This is a genomic window from Virgibacillus oceani (assembly GCF_041521345.1).
Lineage (GTDB): Bacteria > Bacillota > Bacilli > Bacillales > Amphibacillaceae > Virgibacillus_N > Virgibacillus_N oceani_A.
In genome coordinates this window covers 13,597-33,595 of the sequence record NZ_JBGOHB010000042.1, presented here as the reverse complement: position 1 = coordinate 33,595, position 19,999 = coordinate 13,597, and the positions used below count along the sequence as shown (strand labels likewise).

At 40.0% G+C, this 19,999-nt stretch carries 14 protein-coding genes and 1 pseudogene; 11 read left to right on the top strand and 4 right to left on the bottom strand.

All coding sequences use genetic code 11. The features are described from left to right. Positions 1 to 208: 208 nt before the first annotated feature. The 6 genes and pseudogenes from ACDX78_RS21125 to ACDX78_RS21100 all read left to right on the top strand — a co-directional run bounded on the left by ACDX78_RS21125 (position 209) and on the right by ACDX78_RS21100 (position 11,588). Positions 209 to 817 (top strand): YesL family protein, encoded by a 609-nt coding sequence (locus ACDX78_RS21125; RefSeq protein WP_486030508.1) that lies wholly within the window; start codon positions 209 to 211, stop codon positions 815 to 817. 428 nt (positions 818 to 1,245) lie between these two features. Beyond that, a complete protein-coding gene (locus ACDX78_RS21120) occupies positions 1,246 to 3,111 on the top strand; it encodes an exo-beta-N-acetylmuramidase NamZ family protein (protein ID WP_486030507.1) in 1,866 nt (621 codons plus the stop codon). Positions 3,112 to 3,642: 531 nt separating this feature from the next. Further along, positions 3,643 to 10,200 carry a 5'-nucleotidase C-terminal domain-containing protein gene (locus ACDX78_RS21115; RefSeq protein WP_486030505.1) on the top strand — a complete coding sequence of 2,186 codons (6,558 nt, stop codon included), beginning with the start codon at positions 3,643 to 3,645 and terminating at the stop codon, positions 10,198 to 10,200. 158 nt (positions 10,201 to 10,358) lie between these two features. After that, a pseudogene (locus tag ACDX78_RS21110) lies at positions 10,359 to 10,528 on the top strand (aminotransferase class III-fold pyridoxal phosphate-dependent enzyme); the annotation flags it as partial. After that, positions 10,525 to 11,064, top strand: a complete 540-nt coding sequence (locus ACDX78_RS21105) for an aldehyde dehydrogenase family protein (RefSeq protein WP_486030512.1) — start codon at positions 10,525 to 10,527, stop codon at positions 11,062 to 11,064. The pseudogene ACDX78_RS21110 and the gene ACDX78_RS21105, both read left to right, overlap by 4 nt. Positions 11,065 to 11,120: 56 nt before the next feature. After that, a complete protein-coding gene (locus ACDX78_RS21100) occupies positions 11,121 to 11,588 on the top strand; it encodes an aldehyde dehydrogenase family protein (RefSeq protein WP_486030510.1) in 468 nt (155 codons plus the stop codon). Between the two features lie 204 nt (positions 11,589 to 11,792). Here the strand turns inward: ACDX78_RS21100 and ACDX78_RS21095 are convergent, their stop codons facing one another. Continuing rightward, positions 11,793 to 12,470 (bottom strand): GntR family transcriptional regulator, encoded by a 678-nt coding sequence (locus tag ACDX78_RS21095; protein ID WP_486030504.1) that lies wholly within the window; start codon positions 12,468 to 12,470, stop codon positions 11,793 to 11,795. Positions 12,471 to 12,900: 430 nt separating this feature from the next. On the opposite strand from ACDX78_RS21095, the gene ACDX78_RS21090 reads away from it, so the two are divergent. The 5 genes from ACDX78_RS21090 to ACDX78_RS21070 all read left to right on the top strand — a co-directional run bounded on the left by ACDX78_RS21090 (position 12,901) and on the right by ACDX78_RS21070 (position 17,980). Beyond that, the gene (locus ACDX78_RS21090) at positions 12,901 to 13,698 is read left to right on the top strand and encodes an ABC transporter substrate-binding protein (RefSeq protein WP_486030502.1); all 798 of its coding nucleotides are present in this window, start codon (positions 12,901 to 12,903) and stop codon (positions 13,696 to 13,698) included. Positions 13,699 to 13,900: 202 nt separating this feature from the next. Then, positions 13,901 to 15,052: a saccharopine dehydrogenase family protein gene (locus ACDX78_RS21085; RefSeq protein ID WP_486030501.1), complete on the top strand. Its 1,152-nt coding sequence runs from the start codon at positions 13,901 to 13,903 to the stop codon at positions 15,050 to 15,052. 52 nt (positions 15,053 to 15,104) lie between these two features. Next, positions 15,105 to 15,758, top strand: coding sequence for an amino acid ABC transporter permease (locus tag ACDX78_RS21080; protein WP_486030499.1), 654 nt, complete (start codon positions 15,105 to 15,107; stop codon positions 15,756 to 15,758). Positions 15,759 to 15,780: 22 nt separating this feature from the next. Continuing rightward, the gene (locus ACDX78_RS21075) at positions 15,781 to 16,557 is read left to right on the top strand and encodes an amino acid ABC transporter ATP-binding protein (protein ID WP_486030498.1); all 777 of its coding nucleotides are present in this window, start codon (positions 15,781 to 15,783) and stop codon (positions 16,555 to 16,557) included. 253 nt (positions 16,558 to 16,810) lie between these two features. After that, positions 16,811 to 17,980, top strand: coding sequence for a saccharopine dehydrogenase family protein (locus ACDX78_RS21070; protein WP_486030497.1), 1,170 nt, complete (start codon positions 16,811 to 16,813; stop codon positions 17,978 to 17,980). Positions 17,981 to 18,222: 242 nt separating this feature from the next. On the opposite strand, the gene ACDX78_RS21065 is transcribed toward ACDX78_RS21070, so the two are convergent. The 3 genes from ACDX78_RS21065 to ACDX78_RS21055 are packed head-to-tail and all read right to left on the bottom strand — an operon-like array spanning position 18,223 to position 19,999. After that, positions 18,223 to 18,723, bottom strand: coding sequence for an FIMAH domain-containing protein (locus ACDX78_RS21065; protein ID WP_486030496.1), 501 nt, complete (start codon positions 18,721 to 18,723; stop codon positions 18,223 to 18,225). Positions 18,724 to 18,736: 13 nt separating this feature from the next. After that, positions 18,737 to 19,369 (bottom strand): hypothetical protein, encoded by a 633-nt coding sequence (locus tag ACDX78_RS21060; RefSeq protein ID WP_486030494.1) that lies wholly within the window; start codon positions 19,367 to 19,369, stop codon positions 18,737 to 18,739. Between the two features lie 30 nt (positions 19,370 to 19,399). Then, the gene (locus tag ACDX78_RS21055) at positions 19,400 to 19,999 is read right to left on the bottom strand and encodes a TetR/AcrR family transcriptional regulator (protein WP_486030492.1); all 600 of its coding nucleotides are present in this window, start codon (positions 19,997 to 19,999) and stop codon (positions 19,400 to 19,402) included.

Below are 19,999 nucleotides of genomic sequence, written 5' to 3'. Positions count from 1 at the left end.
TAAATGAATACTTCTATTTCGTTTAGAAATTCATTTTCATGGTAGTTGGTGGCGATGCGTAGCATAGCCATGGTTGTTTCAGTGGGGGATGAAAAGAAAACCCCCACTGAATGAAGTTTCACTTTATTAAATAGGTTATTGATAGTTCTGAAAATTAAATGTGCAGAATAAACTTGTCTTGACTGTTCTAATAGGAAGGTGAATGAAATTGTCAATCATAGATTCAAAGTTTTATAAAATGTTGGATGAGGTTACGAGTGTTGTTATTCTTCAGTTTTTATGGATGGTTGCCTGTCTGCCTATTATTACAATTATTCCATCGACGGTAGCTTTATTCGCATGTATCAGAGGAAAATTTTTCAGAAGGTCTGACAGCTTGATTCGCAAGTTTTTTAAAGAACTGAAAAATGAGCTTTGGAGATCAAATCTGGCAGGAGTCCCTTTGCTTATCATTATCATCAGCATGTCTCAATACTTTTTTGCTTTTCCGTCCTTCTCTTCAAATATGGCGTTACTTGTTACCGTTGGTGTGATCACGATGATGGTCATATACTTCCTGTTTCTGTTTCATCTGGTTACCCTGCATGTACATATGAATTTGAGCGGGACGGAACTAGTGAGAAATAGTTTTCTGCTGGTCTTTTTTCAGCCCGTGAAGTCGATTGCCTTAATGCTTGGAGCAGTATGTATCATTATTTTATCCCTTTACGTGCCTATTTTTTTCTTTCTTTGTACGGTGTCGCTTATCGGTTATGTATCCGTATATTTCACTCTGAGTAAATTACATGGCATGAAGCTGGATCAGGAGACGGATTGAGCAAGGATGTTCGTTTTCTCCTGCTTTTATTGGGCTAATATCCTGAATCGCCTAAACACCCCTGTTACTAAATAACTGTTTTTCCAGTAAGTGACTTATTAATCTGTTTTTCGTTAAAAATTGCTGGTATAATTCTATGTACCATTTGACAGTTGGTACAACCTAGAAATTCACAATATTATCCTGAAACAGCACTGAAAAGGTGGGGAAGGGTGGAGTGAATTTTTTTATTTCATGGATAATATAGGGTGGGATCATTAACCAAAAACACAAGATCAATTATCGGAATATTGAAACCCGGATAATTTAAGGAGCTGGGTGTTAATGGTTCATCACAGATCACGAAATGACTGTCATCACAGCATAGAACTGCGGGCAGGAGGGACTTAAGTCGGGTTGTTCGAAAAAACGATGGAGGAGTGTTTTTTGTGAGAACCAAGAAGACTGTAGTAACAGTTTCGCTGATATTGATACTTTTTGTTCTTGCTATCTCATCTTCACAGACAAGTTCGAATGCAAATGACAGTAATGAGAATCAGGGTAATAAGGGCAACCAAAGAGTGACCCCGGGTATAGAAGTGTTAATGGATGATCATCTGGATTGGATTCAGGATAAACAAGTGGGTCTGGTAACGAATATGACTGGTGTATCAACGGAGCTGGAAAGCAGTATTGATATGCTCCATGAGCATCCTGATATAGATTTGACTGCATTATATGGTCCGGAGCACGGGATCAGAGGAGACAGGGAAGCCGGAGAATATATCGAGTCTTATGAGGATGAAGAAACAGGCTTGCCTGTCTACAGCTTATATGGTCCTACCTGGGTACCGACAGAGGAAATGCTTGAGGATGTAGATGTATTGTTATTTGATATCCAGGATATCGGCTCCAATGTCTACACATACATTTATACACTTGGGTACGTCATGGAGGCGGCAGCGGAGCATGATAAAGAAGTGATCGTATTGGACAGGCCGAATCCCATTGGCGGAACAAGAGTGGAAGGACCGGTGCGCTCGGCAGAAACTGTAAGCTTTATGGGGAGGTTTTTACTTCCGGTCAGACACGGGATGACGGTCGGCGAATTAGCTGTCATGTGGAACCATGAGTATAGTATGGGCGTTAATTTAAAAGTGGCAGAAATGGATGGCTGGAAACGTGATATGTTCTTTGAGGATACTGAACTTCCATGGGTGATGACATCACCTAACATCCCGACGAAAGAGACAGCCTATTTATATGCAGGGACGGAGTTGGTTGATGATACATCACTCTCCACCGGTCTTGGTACAACCAAGCCGTTTGAATTATTAGGTGCGCCGTGGATTCAAGGAGAGGCTTTGGCAGCGGAAATGAAAAACCGTGAAATTGCCGGCGTCAATTTCAGATCGGCTTATTACACGCCAATGTTTAATAAGTATGAAGGGGAACTCGTCGGCGGGGTACAGGTTCATATTGATAATCCTGCTGATATAGACCTTGTGAAATTGGGCTTAAATCTCGTAGATGCCATGAGAGATCAAAATTCCGAAGAATTTGAAATGACGCCAAGCTATGCAAATCTGATTGGTGATCCGGAAGTTCCGGACATGATAATGGATGGCATGCCGGTGGATGACATTATCGCCTCCTGGGAGGATGAACTGGATACATGGGTTGAAGATGTGCGAAATCAATATTTAATGTATCCGCCGTATGAAAGTGGGGCAGGACCTTATCAACCGGATGGGGTATTGGGTATCTTACCTTTGGATTTAACGGCTTCAGTTGGGCAAGAGGTCGATTTAACAGTGAACGGGTATGATGAAAACGGCGAGGCGCTTGATATTGATCCTTCTGCTGTTGAATGGACGGTGACCAATGATATTGGTTACGTGGAAGAGGGAGTATTTCATGCCGAGAATGAAGGTACAGGCATAGTCACTGCCACCTATGATGATTATGCAGCAAGTAGAGAGGTAGAGGTTTCGGCAACCTATGTGGAAAATATCCGGTATGGTGTTCATCCCGGTTATACGAGAATAGTCATGGATTTAAATAAAACCATCAATAACTATGACATTATGGAAGAAGAAGGGACGCTGAAACTTCAGATTCCATATGGCGAAATTAAAGGAGATTTGGACAAAGATGGCGGTACGATTCAAATTGCAAACAGCCCGGTGATATCATCGATAGAATATGCAGCGGAAGAGGCTATGTTTTTGGCTGTAATGAATGTAGAACAGGATAATATAGAATATGAAAACCCTGATTTTTCCTCGAGAATTGTTATTGACCTGATGCACTAAAGAAAAAACGGTCCCTCATACCATAAGGTTGGGGGGATCTATTTCATGGTTAGAAATGCTTAATCAACAAATAAGCTGCGACTGCTTTTTTAGTTCATTTGCACTATTTTATTTTACAATACGCGTATAAAGAACTACTTGATTAATCAAAACTTTATGTATTTTTTACAAACTATTTATATTGTATTAATAATCATTCGCTATGGTAGGTGTAGGGCTGGAATAATATCACTTCTATAACCGTGAAAGCATTATTTTTCGAATCAGAATCAGCTGAATGCTCCATTTTATTGGAATGATTTACATTATGCAGAACGTGCCTGATACATAGGGAGTGAAAGCTGAGGAAGGGTCCGTCATAAAGGTAGTGGGAAAGTCGATTGCTAGGTGAGGTAGTTGACTGCTCCAGGTGAGATCCGGTTGTAGTGGTAATATGTCCAAAATGCTCAACAAGAAATACGATTATTTGCAGATAAAAATGTAACGTATTTCTAATTAACGGTTAAAAATCCTTAGGAGGAGGACAAGCGGATGCAATCACGTAGCAGAAGAAAGTATTTAAGCATAATGATGATTTTTGTGTTGATGACAAGTATCCTGACGCCCGCAGCGGGTCCTGTGAGCATACAGGCTGCTGAAGTGGATGAATCGATCACTGTCGAAGATGCTATTGGATTGAATAATGATGGCAGTGAGCAGACAGTTGAGGGGTATATTGTTGGGTATGTAATTAGTCCTGACAACGTTTCGGATAATGATTTTCGAGAGGATCATAATCTGGCACTGGCAGATGAAGCTGGTGAATCAGATCCGGATAATATGCTGTTTATTCAGTTGAGCAGTGAGTACCGCTCGGAATTCGGACTGGCTTCAAATCCGGATAATCTGGGAGAAGAAATAGTAGTCACTGGCGATATGGAAGAATATCATACCCACTATGGCCTGAAAAACCCAAGTGATATGAAATTTGCTTCCGAAAATGAAGACCCGAGTGAGCCTGAGCCACTTGAATTGCAGTCTATCGCAGAGGTTAGAGAGCAAGACACCGGTGAAGTGAAAACGAAAGGTGTCGTTACGGCTAAATTAAAAAATACCATCCAAATTCAGGATGAAACAGCAGCGATTGCTGTACGTCCAACAAGCCTTGATGTGCAAGTGGGCGATGAAATAACGGTGATTGGCACCTTGAATAACTACCGGGGATTATTGCAGCTTGATGGTGCGAGTGTGGAAGACAAAACAAGCGATGTTGTTCCGGAACCTGTAACGCTTCAAGGCAATGAATTGGAAAACCACCAATCGCAGCTGGCTGTCGTTCATAATGTAACACTTACTGATGTGGAAGATGGCGGTGATTGGGCGAATTATACAGCTGAAGATGAAGCTGGCAATGTATTTGTGGTACGTGATGAAACTGGTGAACTAAGCTTGGAAACAGATGTAAACTATGAATCTATTACCGGAATGGTGATCCAGTTTGACGATGACCAGCAGATTATTCCTCGCAGCCAATCTGATATTATCGGTGATGCATCTGCTGTCCAGCCTGTAACAGCTAGCCCTGCGCCAGGGATGATTCCAGCAGGCGCTGAAGTTACATTGGAAACAGCAACAGAGAATGCAGAAATTTTTTACACAACAGATGGCAGTGACCCGTCATCCGAAAATGGCGAGCTGTACAGCGGTACGATCACTGTTGATGAAGACGTAACGATCAATGCAATAGCTGAAAAAGATGGATTAACAGCAAGCAATATCGCTGCATTCAGCTATACGGTCTATGATGCTGAAGATGGCTTCATGATTCACGATATTCAAGGAGAAGGACATGAATCACCATTAGTAGGTGTCACAGTGGAGGATGTGGAAGGAATTGTCACCTATAAATATGAGTTAAGAGGTGCCAATTATTTTCATATGCAAACACCTGAAGCGGATTATGATGGTAATGAAGCAACATCTGAAGGTATCGTCGTCTATACTGGAAACCAGGATCTTGTCGAGGTTGGTAATCTCGTCCAAGTAACTGGAGAAGTAGATGAATATCATATTGATGGATATGATAACAGAGCTGAAGAAGATTTGTCGGTTACACAAATCGCTGCACGTGATGATTGGGGCGGACATGTTGAGGTAATAGAAAATGATGTTGAGCTGCCGGCAGCTATTGAACTGACTTCCAGTGATATTCCTGAAGATATTATTGGCGACGATGGCTTTGACAGCTTTGATCCGGAAAACTATGCGATTGATTTCTGGGAAAGCATAGAAGGGATGCGGGTTGAAATAGCGCCATCACGCGCAGTTGCGCCGCAGGAACATGGTGATCTGGTTGTGGCAACAAATGAATTTTCACCAGCAAATACTACAGCAAATGGCGGCATTCGTCTGACAGAGGAAGGACCGAATGCCCAAACGATTCAGTATAAGCTGCAGCCAAACGATGACGCAAGAGATTTTGCAGTGAAAACCGGAGATCAGTTCACAGAACCGATTGAAGGCGTAGTGAATTACGGTTATGGAAACTACAAAGTTTATGCCGATCTGGATGAGGTGGAAGCCGTGTTTGAAGAAGGCGATACACAGCCGGATCCAACAACAACGATTAATAAAGATGATGATAAACTAACGGTCGCCAACTATAATGTGGAAAATTTTTCTGCAAATACAAGTGAGACTTCAGCGCAAAAAGCAGGAGACATTGCCCGGGCATTTGTTAATGATATGGAAAATCCGGATATTGTAGGCATCGTTGAAGTGATGGACAATAATGGGCAGACGCAAGGACCTGATGATGCGGATGCTTCTGAAAGTTATGAACGGCTGATTGATGAAATCCGAAATCAGGGCGGGGTGGATTACGATTATGTCAATATTGACCCTGAGTACAATCAGGATGGCGGTGCGCCGCATGGGAATATTCGTGTTGGTTTTCTTTACAATCCGGATCGTGTGTCATTGGTTGATGGTGAACATGGTACAGCAACAGAAGCAACAAATTATGATGATGGACGATTGACACTGAACCCAGGACGTATAGCTCCAACGGAAGATGCATTTAAGAACACACGAAAGCCATTGGCAGCCCAGTTTGAATTTAATGGGGAAAGTGTAGTTGTGGTAAATAATCATTTTAATTCCAAAAGCGGCGATGATGGTGAGTTTGGACAGAATCAGCCGCCGGTTAAAGGAAGCGAACTCCAGCGCCACGAGATGGCAGCTATTGTTAATGACTTTGTGGCTGATATAAAAGCAGAAAACCCGAACGAAAATGTTGTTGTTTTAGGGGATATGAATGATTTTGAATTCACAGAGACGATGAACATTCTGGAAGGTGACGAATTGACCAATGTCATAATGAATGTTCCTGAGGAAGAACGTTACACCTATCTTTACCAGGGGAATTCTCAGGTGCTTGATCATGTTCTTGTATCCAATCACTTAGCTGATGTGACTGAGGTTGATGTGCTGCATGTGAATGCTGATTTCACGGATATGCACGGTCGTGCAAGTGATCATGATCCGATTTTGACACAAATCGATCTTGCTGCAGAAGAAGCAGCCGGTGACTTTGAGCTTTCGATTATGCATATGAACGATACGCATGCGCGTGTTGAACCGATGCCAAAAATGATTACAGCGATCAATGAATACAGAGAGGAAAATCCGGAAGCCTTGCTTTTAAATGCCGGTGATGTATTTTCAGGTACATTATATTTCAATGAGTTCAATGGTCTTGCTGATTTGGCCATGCTGAATTTGATGGATATGGATGCCATGGTTTTTGGAAATCATGAATTTGATTTAGGCGCTGTAGAGGATGGACATGAATCACTCGCGGCATTTGTTGAAAATGCAAACTTCCCATTTCTGGGTACAAACATTGATTTTTCCGGAGATCCTTTTATGCGCGACCTGGAAACAAATGAATCTCTGGCTAACGATCCGGAAGATGGAAAAATTTACGATAGTTTCATCATGGATGTGGAAGGGGAACAAGTCGGGATTTTCGGTTTGGACACGGAGGATACAGCGAATGTAGCAAATCCGGAAGAAGTTACGTTTGCCGATTTTGCTGAAACAGCCGAACAGGCAGTGGCTGATTTTGAAGATGCGGGCATTGATAAAATAATTGCACTGACCCATATCGGATATGACAGTGCACCGGAAATGGGTAACGATTTGCGCCTGGCAGAAGAAGTGGACGGCATTGATATAATTATAGGCGGTCATTCGCATACTGCATTGGAAGATCCGGTTCTTATCGATAGGGATGGCACAGAACCGACTGTGATTGCTCAAGCCGGTGACTACGCTGAGTTTCTCGGAACACTTAGTGTAACATTTGATGAAAACGGCGTAGTGAGCGGATACGAAGGTGAATTGCTTGAAGTGGCGGATTATGCTGAAGATCCTGATGCCGTGGAAGTACTTCAGCCGTATAAAACACAAGTCGACGAGGTCATGAATGAGGAAACTGGTGCAGAAGCCATGAAAGAGCTGACAAACCCACGTCAGAGTGAGCCTGGCGACGACAGCGTACGCGCAAACGAAACAGAGCTTGGTAATTTGGTCACAGACGCGATGCTTGCTAAGGCACAGGAAAAATTCCCTGAAACAGTGATTTCTTTCCAAAATGGCGGAGGAATCCGAGCACCAATTGATGAAGGGCCGATCACAACCGGTGAAGTTATTGAAGTGCTGCCATTCGGAAACGATCCGGTTATTGTAACCCTGACAGGGCAGGAGATTAAAGATATTCTAGAGCACAGTGTTCGTCAGGCTCCTGCTGAAAATGGCGGATTTCTACATGTGTCAGGTATGAAATTCTTTTACGATAGTGAAATGGAGACAGGCAACCGTGTGGTACAAATGTATGTTGAGGTGGATGGTGAACTGGAAGAAATTCAGCTTGATGGAGCGTATCAGGTTACTACCAATGGCTTTACCGGTCAGGGCGGAGACGGATTTGAAACATTCGCACAAGCCTATGATGATGGCCGCGTGAGAGATATCGGTGAAATTGATTGGCAGCAATTGAGAGATTACATGGTGGAAGACGCCTATCTGGGCGGCATTGTTGACCCCGAAAGAGAAGGACGAATTGTTGATTTGCTGGGTGAGGAACTTCCTGAAGATCCAGGCAATGGAGACGGTGATTTTGAGCTTTCGCTTATGCATATGAATGATACGCATGCACGAGCCGATGAGCTTCCGAAGATGGTTACGGCAGTTAATGAATTTAGATCGGACAACCCGGAATCCTTGCTTCTACATGCAGGCGATGTTTTCTCCGGTACGTTATATTTCAATGAATTCAATGGACAAGCTGATCTGGAATTGCTTAACTTGATGGATTTTGATGCCATGGTTTTTGGTAATCACGAATTCGACCTTGGCGGTGAAGAAGGCGGTCATGCATCGCTGGCAGCATTTGTTGAAAATGCGAACTTTCCATTCTTGGGTACTAATGTTGATTTTTCACAGGATCCTTTTATGAGCGAATTGGAAACGAATCAATCACTCGTCAGTGATCCGGAAAATGGGGAAATTTACGATAGTATTATTATGGAAGTGGACGGAGAAGAAATCGGTGTTTTTGGCTTGACGACGGAGGATACGGCGAATATTGCAAATCCGGCGGATGTTACTTTTGCTGACTTTGCAGAAACTGCCGAACGTACGGTGGAAGCCTTTGAAGAAGCGGGAATTGATAAAATTATTGCCCTGACTCATATTGGATATGACAGTGCACCGGAAGTGGGCAATGATTTACGGCTGGCAGAAGAGGTTGATGGCATTGATGTGATTGTTGGCGGCCATTCGCACACTGCTTTGGAAGAGCCTGTGAGTGTTCCTGAAGTTGTATTGATGAATACTGGCGGGGAAGCTGCAGAGCCGACTGTGATTGTCCAAGCAGGGCAATATGCGGAAAACCTTGGGACACTTGATGTGACATTCGATGAGAATGGTGTAATTACCGGATATGAAGGTGAACTGGTTGATACGGCTGATTATGCAGAAGACCCTGAAGCGTTAGAGGTACTTGCTCCATATAAAGAACAAGTGGACGAAGTAATGAACGAGGAAATTGGCGCAGAGGCCATGAAAGACCTGATCAATCCGCGTCAGGATGAACCTGGTGATGACAGCGTCCGGGCAAATGAAACAGAGCTCGGCAATTTGATAACAGATGCAATGCTTGCCGGCGCACAAGAAGATTATCCTGAAACAGTAATTGCCTTTCAAAACGGCGGAGGGATCCGTGCGCCAATTGATGAAGGTCCGATTACATCGGGTGAAGTTATTAATGTGCTGCCATTTGGTAATAACCCGGTGGTATTTACATTAAACGGTCAGGAACTCAAGGATATTCTGGAGCACAGTGTCCGTCAGGCACCAGCTGAAAGTGGCGGATTCCTGCATGTGTCCGGTATGCAATTCTATTATGATAGTGAAAAGGAACCGGGCAACCGCATAGTTCAGATGTACGTAGAGATTGAGGGTGAACTGGTGGAGATATTGCCTGAAGAGGAATATCAAGTGACCACAAACGCTTTCACAGCACAGGGCGGCGATGGCTTCGAAACACTTGCCGGGGTGTATGAGGATGGCCGTGTAAGAGACATCGGCGCATCTGACTGGGAGCAATTGAGAGATTATATGGTAGAAGATTTAGGTGGCATTGTCGATCCTGAACGAGAGGGACGTATTGTCGATTTGATGGGTGAGGAATTTCCTGAAGAGCCGGGTGATGATGACAACGGAAATGAAGATCCCGGTGATAATGGTGATAACGGCGATCCTGGAGATCCTGGTGATAATGGCAATAACGGTGATTCCGGTCAAAACGATGATGACACAACGCCTGGCGGAAATGGAGAAGACCCCGGTCCAAATGGTGATGGTATAACACCTGGTGGAAAGGGGAACGGCTCGTATTCAGGAGGCGATAGCACTCCTCCCGGTGGAACTGGGGCCACTTTACCTGACACAGCAACCAACCTGTATATGTACCTGCTTATTGGCACTATGCTATTAGCTGCAGGCGGTGTGATGTTATTTTATAGACGAAGATATTTACAGTAAGCTATTAAAGTCTCTATTATAACTGAGGAAAATGTACGTTACTTTATATAATCAATACAAAATCCACAGCTCCTATGCACGGAGGCGCTGTGTATTTTAATCTTTCAGCTCTCAGGGTTTTTCAAAGCCAGGATACCCAACTTTTCTTTCTTCTTTCGCGGAAGGATATATATGAAACATTTAAAGGCAATAAAGACACAACAACCATTTTCGTCATGTAAACACATTTGGAGGAAATCCTGCAGATTGTGCCGTGGCACTAAAAAACATTGAAATTATGGAACGTGAAAATTTAACGAATAGAGCTATTGTATTAGGAGATAGATTAAGCTGTCTTCGATTGCATTAGGGCTTGAGTCTGGAGTATATCGTTATCCGATTGGTGTAATTGGCGGTATTACTCCATTTAACTTTCCAATAATGGTCCCTTGCTGGATGTTTTCGATGGCGATAGCAATGGGGAATACTTTTGTCATGAAGCCATCAGAGCGTACGCCGCTGTTGGCAAACCGTTTAGCGGAACTGCTTTCGGAAGCCGGACTCCCGGCAGGTGTTTTCAATATCGTTCACGGTGCCCACGATGTCGTCAATCGCCTACTGGATCATAAGGAAGTGAAGGCTATTTCCTTTGTCGGCTCACAGCCTGTCGCTGAATATGTCTATAAACATGGTACGGATAATTTGAAACGTGTTCAAGCACCCGCCGGAGCAAAAAATCATTCGATTGTACTAACAGACGCCAATATGGATAATGCTTCAACCCAAATTCTTAAAGCTGCATTTGGTTCAGCCGGTGACGTTGTATGGCTGAGTCCGTTGTTGCTGTGGAAGACGCTGTTGCCGATGAGTTTATTCTTCAACTGAAAGAAAAAGCGGATAATATCAATGGACTGGATGATGGGGTCTTCCTGTGACCTGTTATTCGTGAACAGTATAAAGAAAGAACACTCGGTTATATTGAAAAGGGCGTTAAGGAAGGGGCTAAACTAATTCGTGATGGGCGAGAAGATGGAAATGTCCAGGAAAAAGGCTATTTTGTAGGAGTTACCATTTTTGATAATGTCACAACGGAGATGAAAATTTGGCAAGATGAGATTTTTGCTCCAGTACTATCTATTGTCAGTGTGAAGGATTTAAGTGAAGCCATTGATGTGACAATTCAATCCCCATTGGCAATGGATCTTGCTTATTTACGCGGGATGGAGGAAGTGCAGCAGTTCCGAGAAAATATCGATGCCGGCATGCTCGGTATTAATATTGTTGTCCCTGCACCAATGGCTTTCTTCCCGTTTTCCGGATGGAAGAATTCTTTCTATGGTGATTTAGATGCTAATGGGAAAGATGGCGTGGAATTTTATACGCGGAAGAAAGTGGTTACTACTCGTTGAATTTGATGGTTTAGTTTGTGAAACTGCTGGGACTAATTGTGTGGGGCAATTAGCCCCAGTAGTTTTTTAAATGTTTATTAGCGTTCTATATTATACCTAAGCTGAAAGACAGGGCATTCAATTTCTAACCTGAGTCTATTGTCAATTTTGGCAAAATAATCATATTATGATCGATTAGTATTGAATAAATAATGCCACAAAATACTAGTCAAATATCCTATCAAGTTCTTTATACTCTTCATGAATGTCTAAACTATTAATAGCATTATCATAATGTTTTATAATACCTTCTCGTATTTTAATAATATCTTTTTGTCTTAATAATTGTACAATCTCCATATGTTCTCTGTATCCATATGGCTGTGGTGAATTTTCATCGAAAAAAGTGTCAAAAAGAATTAAATAAATGGAAGTTTGATTGATAAGTTTTTCAATGAATTCAATAAGAAACTTATTTCCACATTTTCTTATTATTAACAAGTGGAAATCCTGATTTGCTTTTAAATAATTTTTCAAATCCTTTTTGTATAAAGCTGTTTTTTCACCTTTTATGATGTTTTCCATATCTTTAAAATCTTCTTCATCTAAATGACTTATGGCTAGTTCCGTTGCCATTAATTCCAATTCCTTTCTAAGAGTATAAGCTTGAATTATTTCGTCATAGGTAGGGTTTATTACAAATGCTCCTTTATTAGGAACTAGTTCTACCAATCCTTCTGTAGAGAGCAGGTTGATTGCATTTCTTATTGGGGTTCGGCTCACTTTTAATTTTTCTGAAATTGTATTTTCAACCAGCTGTTTCCCGGGGGGGAGTTTCCTAGTAAGTATTGATTCTTTAAGAGTGTTGTAAATATACATTTTTATAGAATGCTTTTCTTTCATGATAGCAACTCCTTATATATTTAAATGTTAGGTGTCTTTGATAACCGAATATCCAACTTAAAATTGGTTTTTTTTAATGGTGGGTGCTTGCTTAATCAAATTTCCATATAAATGGAACAAACAAACAAGGTGTACAATTTACATTTTCGAAAACAGTTGCTACGACTTTTCGACTATATCCCTGAAGAGGTGTGAACAGTTAAATCTCCAACCAATTACAATTACCTTTTGATTAATTATGATATCGGGTTACTGTTGATAACTAACTTATTTCTATTTTAAATCATAAAAAAATATTGACAATTAAATGAACTTATTGTTAAATGTAATTGTACTATAAAATTGTAGTACAATCAAAACTCTACATAAAAATAAAGGGGGACTTAAATATTTATTATGTAAGCGTTATCAAGTGATGGGAGGTAAAAAAATGAAACGATTTTATTTAATGGTTATTGCTGTTTGTTCGTTAATATTTATAGCTGCCTGTGGAGATAGTGATGCTGCAAGTGAAAACCAAGATTCATTTGAGGAAATTAAAGATTCAGGTGTTTTGCGCGTGGGTTTTGAAGGTACATATAGACCTTTTAACTTCTTAGATGAGAATGAAGAATATACAGGTTTTGATGTGGATATTGCTAATGAACTTACTGAAAGATTGGGTGTCGAGGCTGAATTTGTATCTACATCATGGGATAGTCTTATCGGTGGTCTTAATTCAGACAGATTTGATGTTATTATCGCCCAGATGACAATAACTGAAGAAAGAATGGAAAGCGTTGATTTTACCGACCCATATGTTATGACAGGATCGGTATTAATAACACGTGAAGATACTGACGATATTTCACAATTGGAAGATATTTCAGGTAGAAGAGTTGGTACTGCAGCAGGATCAACATTTGAAGATGTTGCCAATAGTGTGGATGGTGCAGATCTTACTTTATATGAATCGATAAACGAATATTTACAAGATTTACTTAATGGAAGGTTGGATGTGATTATTAATGATCAATTATTAATAAGTTACAACATCCAGGAAGAAGACCTCCCTATAAAAATTGCAAGTGATATTTTAAATGAAGATGAAATTGCCATGGCGGTGGACAAAGGCAAAGAGGAACTTGTTGAGAAACTGAATGAGGAATTAGCAAATATAATGGAAGATGGAACCTATGAAGAAATATACAGAAAATGGTTTGATTCTGAGCCATTGATTAATAGATAGCAGCAGAGCATTCGCTTTATTTCTGTACTAATCTGAATAAAAGCATATTTCGATCTTTAATAAATTTGAGGACTTAATTCTTGAACAAAAAATTTGGCTAAGGCTTTTGTTCATTCTTCCAAAGTCTCTATGTAAAATGATTCATTTGTCACCTTGTCAAATAGTGTAGAGCCAATTATTCCGCTGGAGGAGGACACGATTTATGCATGTAGTTGTATTAGGAATTGGTATGATCGGTGCAACCGTCGTTAAAGAACTTGTACATTATTCTGGAATTAGTAAAATTACTGCAGTTGATGGAGTGAAAGAGAATGTAGATAGTTGCATTAAAGCAGTCGGTCATTCTAAAGTTTCTGGAAAGTATACAAATTTACAAACAGAAGATGATATTTTTGAAGAAATTAAAGATGCTGATGTGGCTGTTGCATGTTTACCTCACTCTTTAAGCTTGCCAGCAATTCATGCTTCAATCGCTGCCCGTTGTAATATAGTAGATTTAGTTGGCTCTAAATATGAAGAAAAGATTAAGCTCGACAGTAAAGCCAAGAAAGCTGGAATTATCGTTGTTCCTGGATGTGGTGTTGCTCCAGGGCTATCAAACTTCTTAGCAGCACAAGGAATAGATATGCTAGATGATGCAGAAGAAGCGGTTATGGTTTGTGGCGGTATTCCTCGGTATCCAGTACCTCCTTTATGGTATCAAATTGTGTTTCGATTAGAAAGTGTAATGGGGCTTTATACACGACCGGCACTTGCTGCTGAGAACGGAAAACTTGTACATCTTCCACCTTTATCAGGACTGGAAAAGATGACATTCCCGAATCCTGTTGGGGAATGTGAATTGGTAGTAACAGATGCTCATAGTACAGCTTATACACTAAAAGATAAGGTTAATAAGATATATGAAAAAACTGCTAGGTATGCAGGTCATTGGACTAAAATGTCCACTTTGGCTGAACTTGGGTTTTTAGAACAAAAGAAAATAGAGATAGAAGGTTTACAAATAAGTCCCAGGAAATTTACGGAAAAGATCTTGGAACCAAAATTAGTTGGAAAATCAAAAGAAGATATTACTGTGTTACGGGTTACTACAAGAGGAAAAAGGAAAGGGCAAAACACGACGCATACTTGGGAAATGATAGATTTCTATGATCATGAACGGGAAATAACCTCAATGGCTAAAACAACAGCAATTCCAGCAATGTTATTAGCTCATTGGATTTTAAATGGTAAAGTAACAGAAACTGGTGTAGTTCCAATTGAAAATATTATTAGAGATGAACGTTTTCATTCATTTATGAGTGAATTGAAAATAAAGGGTATTGAAATTAGTTATTCTGAACAAGTAGAATAACATTTTTTGATACACAATTTATATATTATACAAATAAGGGTGAACATATAATATGAATTTTTCGATCATTATTGATTCATTGCCACCTCTAATAAATGCTGCAGGTATGACAATTATGTTGGCGGTCATATCAATTATATTTGCATTAGTAATAGGTTTTTTTACAGCAATGGGAAGAATATCTAAAATAAAAATATTAAGGATAATAGCAACTGTATATGTTTCAATGTTTCGCGGAACACCACTATTGGTACAAATCTTTGTTATCTATTATGGTTTACCTCAAATTAATATTGAATTAGGTGCAATAGCTTCAGGGATATTAGCCTTAACGTTAAATGCAGGTTCATACTTGTCAGAATCATTCCGTGCTTCCATATTAGCAGTAGATAAAGGACAAATGGAAGCAGCTGTTTCAATGGGGATGTCATACAGTCAAGCTATGATCAGAATTATTCTTCCACAAAGTATTAGGATAGCAATTCCTACTTTATCCAATACATATATTATTCTAATTAAAGATACATCATTAGTTTCTGTTATTACTGTTACAGAATTACTGCGAATGTCCACATTAATTATTGCCAGGACATTTGAGCCGCTGACCATCTATCTATTAGCAGCAGCAATGTATTGGGTAATTATTACGTTCTTCACCATACTTTTAGATCGTTTAGAAAAAAGAACGTCGCGACATGTAGCATAGTCTGAGATTTAGGGGTGAAATCATGGAGGTTATTAAACTACAAAATGTTAAAAAAAACTTTGATCAAAATGAAGTGTTAAAGGACATAAATTTGACGGTTAATAAAAGTGAAGTAGTCGTTATTATGGGCCCCAGTGGTTCTGGTAAATCAACATTACTTCGCTGTATTACTTTTCTGGAAGAACCAAAAGGAGGTGTAATAAAAGTAGGAGACAAAGAGGTTAAAGCTGGCTACCCAATAAATAGAAGCAGAAAAAGTAAAATAAGAGAATTACGTCAAAATACAGGCTTTGTTTTTCAACAGTTTAATTTATTTCCTCATAAAACTGCTCTGGAGAATGTCATGGAAGGCCCTGTTGTTATTAAAAAAATGGACCGTAAGAAAGCCAAAGAAAAAGCAAAAGTATTACTTGAAAAAGTAGGCTTAGCTGATCGGATGGATCATTATCCAGCAAAGTTATCCGGTGGTCAGCAACAACGTGTAGCAATTGCAAGGGCGCTTGCTTTGGAGCCGATGGTAATGTTATATGATGAACCAACTTCCGCATTAGACCCTGAACTTGTTAGAGAGGTTCTTCAAGTAATAAAGCAGTTAGCAAAAGAAGGCATGACAATGATTGTTGTTACCCATGAAATGGGCTTTGCGAAGGATGTTGCAGATAGAGTTATTTTTATGGACGATGGAGTAATTATAGAGGAAGGCAACACTAAAGAGATTTTTAATAACCCTAAGGAAGAGAGAACTAGACAGTTCCTTCGCAATAATAGTGAGGCAATTTCAAACGAATCAAAGAAATAAAATATTAAATAGATTGCTGGGAGAATTTCAATAGAATGTCAATGTATTAGAAAAAAGATTATCAACATGTTTTTCATTGGATAAAAATGATGAGATCTAAAATCAGCGCAGCCATACTTGATTACACCTCTTGTTAGGCTGTCGACTAATACATAAAATTCGGATTTATTAACCTGCTAACGTTATATGTCATCGTCGATTGGCATATTAGCTTAGTGTACAAAAAAGCTTTATACTAATAGGAGGTTTTGGAATGAAGATTGTTGTATTGGGTGGGGCTGGGCTTCAAGGAAGAGCAGCTATCCAGGATTTGGGCAGAAACGAGGCAATAAAAGAAATAGTTTGTGCCGATGTGGTATTTGAAGCATTAGATGCTTTTAGTGAGTATCTGGATATGGATAAAATAGTAAAGAAAAAGGTGGATGCGACGTCCCAGGAAAATCTTATGGAATTATTTTCCGATAATGTGAATGCTGTAATTGACCTATTACCAATGCGATTTAATGAAACGTCTGCCATGGCAGCAATTGAGGCAGGAGTTCCTTTGGTTAACAGTTCATATGCAAATAGTCTGTCCAAGGAAGTATATAAAATGGCAAAAGAAAAAGAAGTGGCCATTATGCCAGAATCGGGGTTGGACCCTGGTATTGATTTAGTGTTGTGTGGGTATGCTGTCAGTCAATTGGATGAAGTTCATGAACTTTATTCCTTTTGCGGTGGAGTTCCGGAGCTTAAAGCGGCGGATAATCCATTAAAGTATAAAATTTCTTGGAATTTTGATATGGTGTTAAGTACGTTAAGACGACCTGCTGTAATGATAGTAGATGGAGAATTGGTTAATGTTCCAGCGGGAGAACAGCATAATGACAAATGGCAAAAAGAGCTTAGTGTAGCAGGGATAGATGGATTGGAATCCATGCCAAATGGAAATGCAGTGAATTTCGCAAAAATATTTGGAATTGAAAATGAAGTAGTCAATACAGAGCGAAGAACAATCCGATGGAAAGGGCATGCTCGTTTTTGGAGAGATATGGTCAAGCTTGGATTTCTGGAGAATGAAGATGTTAGCGGCATAAAAGGAGTATCTCCACATGATTTTCTAGTTAAACATTTAGAACCCCGTCTGCAATACGGGGAAAATGAAAAGGATCTTACCATCATGAAAAATATTATTCGTGGGAAAAAAGACGGAATGGACATGGAGATCATTTATGAGTTGATCGATGAGAGAGATTTGGACTCAGGTCTGTTTGCTATGAATCGTACTGTCGGATATACAGCAAGTATTGTAGCCCGGATGCTGGCGGATGGTACGATTACAAAGAAAGGTGTACTCTCACCAACAACTGATATTCCCTACGAAACATTTATTGAAGAGGTTGGTAAAAGAGGGATTGAAATTAATGAAATAATTAATATTTAGTAAACGGTCTACTCTAATGGCTGTATTTAAGTTCTAACCATCACATCCGGTGTCCTATTGAGAGTGAACAATTTTTTTAAAAAAGGTGAGATGTCTTAATCTTGCCTAGAATTCAATTGAAAGAGTAGCCGTTATTTAAAATGAAGAATTTTTTAAAGAGTGCGCTATGCACTCTTTATTAAGCTGTACTCCCAATATCCTGTAACAGTATTGCTATCAGTTTTCAAAAAAGCATAAGCTTTTTAAGAAATCAACCCATTATCAAGCTGGTGATCCAACAATAGGTTAAAGCTTACCATATGACGAATTACCTTCGAAGCTTCTCCCTGATTTTCGTATTGGCTCACTGCTGTCAGATGTGTTTTTAACATCCGGGCGGCCTGTGCGTTCTCAAATTCTCCTTCACTTTCAAAACGGTCAACATGTGTCCCCATGCTGTTAGCTGTTACCGGAAGACGGTAGCCCCGAATGATTTCCTGTTCAATGCTGTTTTCTTCAGTGTTCCAGGTTTCGATTTTTAAGGAGATAAAACAGCTTCCCACAGGAATGTTTTCCTGGTCGAATGCTGCACGGAACCCGTTCTCATCCAACTGTTCTACATCCTGAACTTCCTGCCAGCTTTCTCCATCATCGTAGGGAACGGACAGGTTCGCACCTTCAAATGCAGGTGATTCTGCTCCAGGCTGGTGATTTACTTCAAAATTCGTATCATGATCACCGTCACGTACTGCCGCATAATACATATTCAGATCCAGGTCATAATATATAAAGCATTGGTGCAACGTACTGTTCATCTGCTTCTGGTTCTTCTAAGACAACATTCCAATTCGTTAACGTATAAGATGAATATGGTGACCATGCTTTATCTGAATCCGTTTCAAGTGCCAGCATTATTTCCGATTCATCAGAAGTTAATGGGAGAGTTCCGGTCGGTCTATCCGTTTCTTCCACTAATTTTCCGTTTTCGTAAACCACAGGGTTGGCATCCGGTGCTCTCATGGAATGATATCCATAAGAATTGGTATCCTCATACATGCTAACTTCCAAGTTGCCATCTTCACGGTAGACTGGTGAGCTTCCCGCTGCAATATCTGGCTGTATCGCCTGTTTATTCCAGTTTCGTTCGTACTCTCCTATCTCAAACTCAGTATTTTCATGCACTAATCGAATACCGCTTGGCCACTCATCACTTGGAGATAGTTGTGTACCATATCTCGTATCATCGGCAAAATAATGTTCCATTCTTTCATGAGGAAGATCTATTGGCATACGTTGTGTAGCGGAAGCAACCTCATATGGTCCATTTATGCCGCACTCTGGAGTATTCAGCACCCGGCTGTTGTGTGTAGTATTTCTTATCAGTCCATCCCTTGGTTTTAATGGCTCCATATCCCATAGCATACGAGGTATTTCAAATGGTTATTGCTCTGCCATAAACTCCCGAATCATCATCCTGAATAACAATTCCTGTTCCTCTTCCAAAGAAAAACTGGCATTATGAAGACTCCAGTCATAAAGAATCCCTCTCATAATTCGAAGACAAGCGTTCAACATCACTGCAGAAGAAAGGTCTGAGCGGAATTCACCATTTTTCTGTCCTTCTTTAAATATCCCAGTCAATATAGAATATAATGGCCTGTCAGGTAAAAGAAAAAAGCTTTCCCTCTCCGTATTTAATTCAACCTCATAAATAGTTCGAACCACATCCCAGCCAAGATCACGTTCAATATACGCCATTTGTAAACGAAAGAATATAGCTAGTTTATCCTTGCATAATGATTCTTTATTAATTACCTCTACAATTTCATCTAGATAATAATCATCAATTTCTTTAAATTTATCTAAAAAAATATCATGTTTACTTCTAAAATGTGTATAAAAAGCTCCCTTGGAAGAATTCGCTTTTTTTAATATTTCATCTACAGTTACCTGATGAAAACTTTTTTCTTTAAATAATTGAATTGCAGTCTCAGAAATTTTTTTCTTGGTAAGCAAAGCCTTTTGTTGTCTAGTTTCCAT

Bases quoted from the DNA above. Each gene is read 5' to 3' on its own strand.
- ACDX78_RS21115 (WP_486030505.1), top strand. From the start codon at position 3,643: ATGCAATCACGTAGCAGAAGAAAGTATTTAAGCATAATGATGATTTTT.
- ACDX78_RS21090 (WP_486030502.1), top strand. From the start codon at position 12,901: ATGAAACGATTTTATTTAATGGTTATTGCTGTTTGTTCGTTAATATTT.
- ACDX78_RS21085 (WP_486030501.1), top strand. From the start codon at position 13,901: ATGCATGTAGTTGTATTAGGAATTGGTATGATCGGTGCAACCGTCGTT.
- ACDX78_RS21060 (WP_486030494.1), bottom strand. From the start codon at position 19,369: ATGGAGCCATTAAAACCAAGGGATGGACTGATAAGAAATACTACACAC.
- ACDX78_RS21070 (WP_486030497.1), top strand. From the start codon at position 16,811: ATGAAGATTGTTGTATTGGGTGGGGCTGGGCTTCAAGGAAGAGCAGCT.
- ACDX78_RS21080 (WP_486030499.1), top strand. From the start codon at position 15,105: ATGAATTTTTCGATCATTATTGATTCATTGCCACCTCTAATAAATGCT.
- ACDX78_RS21065 (WP_486030496.1), bottom strand. From the start codon at position 18,723: ATGTATTATGCGGCAGTACGTGACGGTGATCATGATACGAATTTTGAA.
- ACDX78_RS21075 (WP_486030498.1), top strand. From the start codon at position 15,781: ATGGAGGTTATTAAACTACAAAATGTTAAAAAAAACTTTGATCAAAAT.
- ACDX78_RS21095 (WP_486030504.1), bottom strand. From the start codon at position 12,470: ATGAAAGAAAAGCATTCTATAAAAATGTATATTTACAACACTCTTAAA.
- ACDX78_RS21055 (WP_486030492.1), bottom strand. From the start codon at position 19,999: ATGGAAACTAGACAACAAAAGGCTTTGCTTACCAAGAAAAAAATTTCT.